At 38.5% G+C, this 8,558-nt stretch carries 8 protein-coding genes; 6 read left to right on the forward strand and 2 right to left on the reverse strand.

The window, feature by feature from the left end; genetic code table 11:
- Positions 1–38: 38 nt before the first annotated feature.
- Positions 39–971, reverse strand: a complete 933-nt coding sequence (locus tag ACEW8U_RS05825) for a dihydrodipicolinate synthase family protein (RefSeq protein ID WP_373521098.1) — start codon at positions 969–971, stop codon at positions 39–41.
- A gap of 375 nt (positions 972–1,346) precedes the next feature.
- Here ACEW8U_RS05825 and ACEW8U_RS05830 point away from each other — a divergent pair, with 375 nt between their 5' ends.
- The 5 genes from ACEW8U_RS05830 (at position 1,347) to ACEW8U_RS05850 (ending at position 6,842) form a co-directional block, all read left to right on the forward strand.
- Complete coding sequence (locus tag ACEW8U_RS05830; RefSeq protein ID WP_373521099.1) at positions 1,347–2,558, forward strand: ATP-binding protein; 1,212 nt, start codon at positions 1,347–1,349, stop codon at positions 2,556–2,558.
- 42 nt (positions 2,559–2,600) lie between these two features.
- Positions 2,601–3,581 (forward strand): S41 family peptidase, encoded by a 981-nt coding sequence (locus ACEW8U_RS05835; RefSeq protein WP_373521100.1) that lies wholly within the window; start codon positions 2,601–2,603, stop codon positions 3,579–3,581.
- Between the two features lie 30 nt (positions 3,582–3,611).
- Positions 3,612–4,481 (forward strand): LytR/AlgR family response regulator transcription factor, encoded by an 870-nt coding sequence (locus ACEW8U_RS05840; RefSeq protein WP_373521101.1) that lies wholly within the window; start codon positions 3,612–3,614, stop codon positions 4,479–4,481.
- A gap of 223 nt (positions 4,482–4,704) precedes the next feature.
- A complete protein-coding gene (locus ACEW8U_RS05845) occupies positions 4,705–5,721 on the forward strand; it encodes an acyltransferase family protein (protein ID WP_373521102.1) in 1,017 nt (338 codons plus the stop codon).
- 92 nt (positions 5,722–5,813) lie between these two features.
- A complete protein-coding gene (locus ACEW8U_RS05850; RefSeq protein ID WP_373521103.1) occupies positions 5,814–6,842 on the forward strand; it encodes a cyanophycinase in 1,029 nt (342 codons plus the stop codon).
- Between the two features lie 195 nt (positions 6,843–7,037).
- Here ACEW8U_RS05850 and ACEW8U_RS05855 read toward each other — a convergent pair whose 3' ends face one another.
- Positions 7,038–8,168 carry an App1 family protein gene (locus tag ACEW8U_RS05855; RefSeq protein WP_373521104.1) on the reverse strand — a complete coding sequence of 377 codons (1,131 nt, stop codon included), beginning with the start codon at positions 8,166–8,168 and terminating at the stop codon, positions 7,038–7,040.
- 259 nt (positions 8,169–8,427) lie between these two features.
- Here ACEW8U_RS05855 and ACEW8U_RS05860 point away from each other — a divergent pair.
- The coding region (locus ACEW8U_RS05860; RefSeq protein ID WP_373521105.1) for a twin-arginine translocation signal domain-containing protein at positions 8,428–8,558 on the forward strand (131 nt) is incomplete at its 3' end.

An 8,558-nucleotide genomic window follows, 5' to 3' on the forward strand; every position in this document is an offset into this window, starting at 1 on the left:
AAGAGGAAGATTCATAGATTGTCATAGGCGGTAAGGAATTAATTGCTTTTAATTTTGAAAATGATCTTTTCAAGATTTTGTACTATGGTTTCTTTTGCTTTGGTATCCACAGATTGCAGTGGTGGAGCAATATGCGGTTCACAGATTCCTAGGTAATAGAGGCTTTCTTTTACCCCACAGAGGTAGCTGGAGGTTTTTGGACTGCATCCATAGATGTTTTTTGAGATTTCAAGGATGAGGGGCTGGATTTTGTTGACCAAATCAATGTCTCTATTCTTGGCGGCTTCAAAAAGGCGGACATAGAGACCTGGAAAAATATTTGCTCCTCCGTTGACTCCTCCATCACCACCCGAAAGCACTGATTGCGCCAGCATTTCTTCCGGGCCTATCAATATTGAAAACTCAGGTTTTTCCTTTTTTATGGCCAATAACTTTTGGTAGTATACTCCATTTCCTGAACTGTCTTTGATTCCAATGATATTGGGATGTTGGGATAATCTCTTGACAGTTTCAGGCTCTATAGTGCTTTTGGTCATGATGGGGAAATTGTACAAAAACAGCGGTAAAGGACTCTGGTCAGCAAGTTTGATATAATATTTAAACAGGTCATCCTGATCAAGATGAAAATAGTAGGGAGGTGCAGCCACTACTGCATCTGCGCCGTTTTCTTTAGCAGTTTTGGCAATTTTCATACTCACATCTACTGACGTATGGGTGATGCCTACCAACACCAATAGTTGTCCCAAGGCTTCTTTACAGGTGATTTCAATCAGCTCTTTTTTGATGGCAGGTTTTAGGCTTGCAGCTTCACCCGTGGTGCCCAGTATAAAAATTCCCTGAACTCCACCATTGATGAGGTGGCGTACCAGCCTTTCCGTTCCTTTCTTGTCCAATTCTCCATTGGAAAGTAATGGGGTGACCATGGGAACAATAATGCCTTCTAATTTATCAGATGTATTTTCCGTATTCATGTAAGATTTTCCCAATTTGGAATTGATATAAAATCTAATTTAAAAAATAATTCCTAGTGATTTTGAAAATGTTCAGAAAAGAAATGAATTCAAGTTACCCGCTAGCCAGCCGTCATTCTGAGGCACGAAGAATCTCCAGAGGTCCTATTTATGTTTATATCTATCATTTTCTGAACCTCAAGAGACCCTCCGAAAGGATCGGGGCAGGCTTTCCTGCGTCAGGGTGACGGCGGCTCTGAACTTGACTAACTTTCATGATTAAATGCTATTAAAAATTATTTCCTTACGTTGCCAATGTAAAATAATTTACGTTTACAACGTAAGATAGTTTATTTTGTAAAAATAAACTTTATCTTTGTGATGTAAATTACTTACATGGTATATAAAGAAGATATAGAAGCTGCACTCGATGGTCAAAAACGTGTTTTGGCAAGAGATTTTGGTTTCATCAAACGTGAAATGTTGGAAATATTCAAACCCTCCTCCACTCATGTCGAGGTAATTTCCGGCATAAGAAGATCTGGAAAGAGTACCCTGATGCGACAGATAGTCAAAAAATATTATGAAAAAGTCGCCTATTTCAACTTTGAAGATTCAAGAGTATTCGGTTTTGAAGTAGGGGATTTTGCAAAGTTGGATGATGTCATGGGAGACGATGTTGAAGCATACTTTTTTGATCAAATACAGAACGTGGAGGGTTGGGAGATTTTTGTGAGACAGCTACATGAAAGAGGGGAGAAAGTATTTGTAACAGGTTCGAATGCTTCACTGTTGAGCCGGGAAATGGGTACAAGATTGACCGGTAGATATCTCAGTCATGAAGTATTCCCCTTTTCATATAAAGAATACCTTTCCTTTTTAGGCTTAGATGATAGCCAGGAAAATTTCAATGATTATGTAGTCAAAGGTGGCTTTCCTGAATTCCTAAGAGACCAAAATCCTGAAATACTTCAAATGTTGCTGAAAGATATCTTGTATAGGGATATAGCGGTCAGGTATGGAATAAAAAATACCCATGTGCTGATGGGTATCGCACTTTTTTTAATATCCAATATCGGGAAAGAGGTAAGTTTCAATGGTATCCGCAAAACTTTCAATGTCGGTTCGCCTACCACCGTTTCTGATTATTTATCTTGGATGGAGGATTCCTATTTGTTGTTTTTCCTTCCGCGGTTTAGTTGGTCCTCTAAAAGTATATCGAAAAATCCCAAAAAAGTTTATTGCATCGATACTGGATTTGCCAAATCCAATTCATTGAGTTTCACAAAGGATAAGGGAAGACTTTTGGAGAATCTTGTTTATTTGAATTTTAGGAAAAAAAATAAAAAGCTGTATTACTTCAAAGAAAAGAAGGAATGTGATTTTGTGGTTTTTGAGGGAACTGTTTGTCGATGGCTGATACAGGTTACCAATGAATTGAATCCTGACAATAGGGATAGGGAAGTGGAAGGTTTGGTGGAGGCAATGGAGTTTTTCAATATGGATGAGGGTTATATCATCACGATGAATCAAAGTGATCAATTGACAAAGGAAAATAAAAAAATCATCATCCAAGACTTCAAAAAATTCTTTGACCTCTTGAATTAAATAATATATTTTTGTAATATTCTAAGATAAAATGGATGTCCAATGAAACGATTTCTTTCAATTCTCGCTATCGTTATGCTGACTTTTTCCTGTCAGGAAACTGAGGAAAAAAATGAAGTAACAATTTCTCCAGAAGCAGAGGCATTTTTGAATGAGTTCCTTCAATTGGTTGAAAATGATTTTTATAGTTCATTTAGTTTCAATTACACTTGGAAGAAGTCCCAAATTGATCAGGCCATATCGGAATTGACTAAAGATGCCCGGAAAATCGAGGATACTTATATTGCATTGGATAAGGTGTTCGAGATGATTGGGGATGATAAAAGTTATGTGATCAACTCAAGAGGAGAAATTGTAGCAGGAGACAAAAATGCCTTTGATTGTATTTCAGTCGAAAAACAAACACCCGCTTTACCCAATAATATAGCCTATTTGGATATTCCGACCTCTCAATTAAGCCCCGAAGATATAGCTTTGGCCATTCAGGAACAGATAAGGGGGAGAGAATTGGAGGCAACAGATGCTTGGATCATAGACCTCCGAAGCCTGACAGGAGGGAATTTGGAGGGAATGTTGGCCGGTTTGGGGCCTTTACTTGGAGATGGGGTCTTGGGGGCATTTTTTTATGATGACAGTAAAAAAGAAGATTGGGAGTATAAAAACGGTGGATCCTTCATTGGTGGTGTTCGAAAAGTGACTGTTCCAAATGCATTGGAGGTATTATCTCCCTTACCAAAAGTTGCAGTCTTGATTGACGGGTCAACTTGTCGGGAAGGAGAACAAATTTTTGCTGCAATACTTAGTAGGCCCAATACCCGAACCTTTGGTAATGCCACTGCTGGAAGGGCTTTTCTGGAAGACCAACGAAGCTCGGCAGAAGGGCATAAGCTACATTTTGTGAAAGCGATGCTGATGAACAGAGAAAGCAATCTGACCACTTTTCCTAATTTGCACCCGGATGGCAATTCTAATGTTACCGTAAATTTTGATGATGTATTTGAATGGCTGGGAATTAAAGATTGATTAATTTTATTCTTCATTCCCAAATAACCCATGTCCGTAAATTTCAAAGATTTTCTAAAACAACCTTACCCCTATTATTTCAAAGGGAAAAACCTTTGGATTTTAGCAGCTTTGATTTTTGGGATGAGTATGGGCTTCAATTACTTTTTCGAGCCTTTTGTAGTATACAGACCTGAACACAAATTCAGCTATTTTTGGATTTCCATGATACATTCATTGAATGCTTTTCTTTGTGTTTTACTGATAATTGGTTTGAATAACTTGCGGGTAAATGAAGACAAGTGGACTGTAGGGAGTGAAATTGTTCTGATTTCAATTGTTCTTTTGGCTATAGGAATAAGTCAGTTTCTCGTGAGGGATATGATATATGCAAATCCTGATAACTGGTCTATGCGATACTTTATGGAAGAAATCAGAAATACCTTTATGGTGGGAGTCCTGTTTGCAGTTATTCTTGTTCCTTTGAATTACCTGAGGTTGACGAAGGCACATCTCAAAACTGCGCAATCGCTTAACAGTCAACATCAGTCTGAGTTATTCCACCAACAATATAACATTCTGTCTATCGTCACCCAGCAAAAAAGTGATGATTTTGAATTGAATCCGCATGAGTTTCTATTTGCCAAATCGGAAGGAAATTATCTGGAAATATTTTTGGAGAAAGGGGAGGATACTAACAAAATCCTAAAAAGAATGACCATGAAAGAACTTGAATCCCAATTGGATTCTTTTCCCCATTTTTTTAAAACACACAGGTCATTTTTGGTCAATCTCCAAAAAGTCAAACAGGTAAAAGGTAATGCACAAGGCTATCAATTAAGATTAAAAAGCCATTCTGATTCACTTCCTGTATCGAGAGGGATGGTTTCCGACTTTGAAAGAAAATTCAAAAGCATTTAAACCTTGCATTTCATCCCAAACCTTTGGAATTGGTCACAAGGCACTTTTTCGAACTTTGACAATGTGTAATTTTGGAGGAAACAAAATCAAAAATTATGCGCAGACATGACTTAGACTGGCTTAGGGTAATCGTTTTCGGATTACTGATTTTCTACCATGTTGGGATGTTTTTTGTCCCTTGGGGATTTCACATCAAAAATGATATCATTTACTCTGAAATCAGATGGCCGATGCTATTTGTGAACCAATGGCGCTTGCCTATCCTTTTTGTGATTTCGGGAATGGGAACCTATTATGCACTTTCAAAAAGGACGGTGGACAATTTGCCAAAGAAAGGATACAAAGGTTATTGTTGCCTTTGGTGGTTGGAATCCTTTTCATTGTCCCCCCACAGGTTTATTTTGAGCGTTTGGATAAAGGACAATTTTCAGCTGGGTATTTGGAATTTTGGCCATCTCAGGCATTCATCGGAGTATACCCTGAAGGTAATTTTTCCTGGCACCACCTTTGGTTTTTGCCTTATCTGTTGCTCTTTTCTCTGGTTTTGATTCCAGCTTTCCTTTACCTCAGGAATCACCCTCAAACATGGCTATTGAAAAAAATGGCTGTCTTAGCTTCCCGACCTTTTGGCTTGTTCTTTTTGATCATTCCCCTTTATATATTGGAATCATTGGTAGAGCCCTTTTTTCCATCCACTCATGCTCTTTGGGGAGATTGGTTTAACGTGGTGAATTATATTACGCTTTTCTTTTTTGGCTTTCTATTGATCTCGGTCAAAGCCGTTTTCTGGAAAACTGTTTTGGAAAACAGAAGAAAATACCTCTATTGCGGAATTGTGGGTTTTACCCTCTTGATTGGATTGAGGCAGTTGTATGCAGATTCTACTTTGATCCATTTCATTGAGGCACTTTTTAAAGTATTCAATCTTTGGGCCTGGATTTTAACTTTGTTTGGATATGCAGCTGCTTACCTTAACCGACCCAGCAAAACCTTAACCTATGCCAATGAGTCGGTCTATCCATTTTATATCCTTCATCAGACCATTACCATAGCCATTGGTTTTTATTTGATGCACATGGAGTGGGGATTTTGGCCAAAGTTCTTGGTGATGTCTGTAGGTACATTTGGGTTTTCTTGGCTGATATATGAGTTTGGTATCAGGAGGTGGAATTGGATAAGACCCTTTTTCGGACTTAAGAAAGACAAATTGATAATCACTGAAAAAAGAATTGTTGCTTAGTTTAATATGTCGGTTTTGAAAATGACTTTTGACAAATTAAGGTTTGATTAAATGTATTCATTAGTTTGCAAAACAATTTCAAATCTTCAACAATGATGAGCATATCCAAGAATTTTCATGCAGTGGTTTCTTTTTTTCTATTTATCACTTATTCCTGTAGTGCAGCACCTATCACTCCTCCTATTCCCCCTGTTCAGGAGTCCTATTCTTTGGGAAGGGTAGGAAATACTGATGATATTGAATCCGAAACAGAAAGTGGGCTTGTTCTTATGGGAGGAAGTACTGATGTGGATGCAGCTATGAGATGGATGATTGAAAGATCGGGTGGAGGGGATTTTGTGATCATCAGGGTCAGTGGCGGTGCAGGTTACAATGATTACCTCTATGGTATGGGGGGATTGAATTCGGTAGAAACCTTAAGGCTTAATACTGCTGAAGCCTCTAATAACGAAAAGGTTTTTGAAATATTGAAGAATGCCGAGGCATTGTTTATTGCAGGCGGCGATCAGTCCCAATATCTGAGATTATGGGAAGGCACCAAAGTTGAAGAGGCCATTCAATATTTGATCCATGAAAAACAAATCCCAATTGGAGGGACAAGTGCTGGATGTGCCATCATGGGTGAGTTTGTTTATACAGGGGAGAAAGGATCCATTATCAGTCAGGAAGCCCTCCAAAATCCATACGATGAAAGATTGACTGTTCGGAGGTCAAGTTTGATCAATCATCCCTTTTTACAAAATACGATTACTGACCAGCATTTTTCTCAGAGAAACAGAGAAGGAAGATTGGTCGGTTTTTTGGCAAGGTTAAAAAGTTTATCTGAAAATCTTCCCTTAAAAGCGATTGCCGTGGACGAAAAGACTGCTGTAGCGATTGACAAAGATGGCCAAGCCAAGGTTTTTGGGCAGGCCAATGCTTTTTACCTGGTGGAGTCCAATGCAGACCAACTACCCGAAACACTCCAAATCCAAACTCCCCTAACATGGAATCTTGGCCAACAAGCCCTGAAATATAAAACGGTCAATGCTGATCAAAATCCATCTTTGGATCTCAAAACATGGGGTTGGGAATGGGATGGATTTTGGTTTGTGGAAGCGGGAGTGCTGAAAAACAATTGAGAATTCCACAAATGCTATATTTTTTGATTTAGTGGTATATAGGAATTTAATTTTTTTGAACCACAAAAGAGACAAAAGGAAACAAAAGTGAGTAAAATTTGAGGTTGAATGAAACCAATTTTTTAATTTTCTTTTGTACCCTTTTGTAACTTTTGTGGTTCATTAATTTTTTTTTAACCTCCTCATAAAAGTTATTTAGGAAGCTTCCTCGTCTTCTTTTTTGGTTTCAGCGATATCGATTACATCTGATTTTAGGATCCAACCTTTGGCCAGTGAATGCCTAGCGGCGTCCATGGTGTCAGTAACCAAGAGCATTTCTACTCCAAGGTTTAGCATTTTCAATTGAATCTCTTGCATGGCAGCATGTCGGGATTCCTGTACATCTCTGATGTAAATCATCTTTACCCTGCCCGGATAATCCTTGATCACTTGCAGGTAAATTTCAGGGTCATGTTGCCCGGAATCACCGATCAGGATAAAAGGGATATCACTATAATATTCAAATATCTTTTCCACTTGTGCCAGCTTGTGGTCAAAATGACTTCCTGCAATCAATTGATCTCTGGACAGGCCAATATCCCTTAGCATCAATGGACCTTTGGGGATATGGTGCACTTCCAAAAACTCCATCAGGAAATCATACAAATTCCATGGACTGCTAGAAACATAGAATAAAGGATTGCTTTCAATTTCATCCCTTCCTTTTTCCAAGGCTTTGTAAAATGCAGACACACCCGGAAAAGGAATTCTGGAATACGCATTACCCAAAAATGTTGTTTTGATCATTTCCCATAATCGGGTTGCCCCAGTAGGAACAATGGTGTCGTCAATATCTGAAATAATCCCATATTCGAGATAGTCACAGGGCATAAAGACTCTATTGACAGCAGTCACCTTGCTTTGTCGACGAATGACCGGGTCTATCAATTCAAGTTCCACTTCATGCCATTGATGGCCGGGAGAAAAAGTTGGGGGCACCGGTATCCGGAATTCGGCATAACCTTCATCGTCAGTACAGGCAATGACCTCATTTCCATGAAAGGTGGCCATGACCCTGACACCTGGAATTTCCCATGTCATAAAGCGTTTGTACATTTTCCGGAAGTTCCGCCACCTTCTGTCCTGTTCATGGGAAAGCCCGATTTTCCTGTCCCGGATCACCCTTACCACAAAATATATTTCCCACTCATTGCCGAAACCTTTGTAGGGCATGATCATAATAGAGCGAATAAGCCCGGTTTTGATGCCTGCTTTGAGTTTGATGGTAGAATAAAAAAGTTTGATGGAATATAAAAGTGAAAGAATAAACGATTTGGGTCTTTTCAATTTTCTTAATTTTAATTTACGAGAATTAGCCAATTTAAAGAAAATGATGATGGGATTCTATTCTTTTTCACGAAATTGAGCTTGACTTTACAATTTGTGATTCTAAGCAATTTTGCAAGTAAACAACCAATTAAATCCATCCTATGCTTAAATCCCTCAATGCCCATTACATCGGTCATCCGACATCTTTCATTGTTGATAAAAATTTAGTGCTTAACTATCAAAAAAGCGTTAACCATATTACAATTATCCCACAGGTATGAACCAAAGAAGAAACTTCCTCAAAAAAACCGGATTGGCAACAGCAGCTTTAGGATTCGGTATTCCCCAAATCAGTTTTACTATGAAAAAACAAGACCCTTTGTTCAAAATATCTCTTGCAGAATGGTC

Source organism: Aquiflexum sp. (genome assembly GCF_041751335.1).
Lineage (GTDB): Bacteria > Bacteroidota > Bacteroidia > Cytophagales > Cyclobacteriaceae > Aquiflexum.

Excerpts from the sequence above, each read along its gene's own strand:
- ACEW8U_RS05825 (WP_373521098.1), bottom strand. The coding sequence starts at position 971 with ATGAATACGGAAAATACATCTGATAAATTAGAAGGCATTATTGTTCCC.
- ACEW8U_RS05830 (WP_373521099.1), top strand. The coding sequence starts at position 1,347 with ATGGTATATAAAGAAGATATAGAAGCTGCACTCGATGGTCAAAAACGT.
- ACEW8U_RS05835 (WP_373521100.1), top strand. The coding sequence starts at position 2,601 with ATGAAACGATTTCTTTCAATTCTCGCTATCGTTATGCTGACTTTTTCC.
- ACEW8U_RS05840 (WP_373521101.1), top strand. The coding sequence starts at position 3,612 with ATGTCCGTAAATTTCAAAGATTTTCTAAAACAACCTTACCCCTATTAT.
- ACEW8U_RS05845 (WP_373521102.1), top strand. The coding sequence starts at position 4,705 with ATGGCCGATGCTATTTGTGAACCAATGGCGCTTGCCTATCCTTTTTGT.
- ACEW8U_RS05850 (WP_373521103.1), top strand. The coding sequence starts at position 5,814 with ATGATGAGCATATCCAAGAATTTTCATGCAGTGGTTTCTTTTTTTCTA.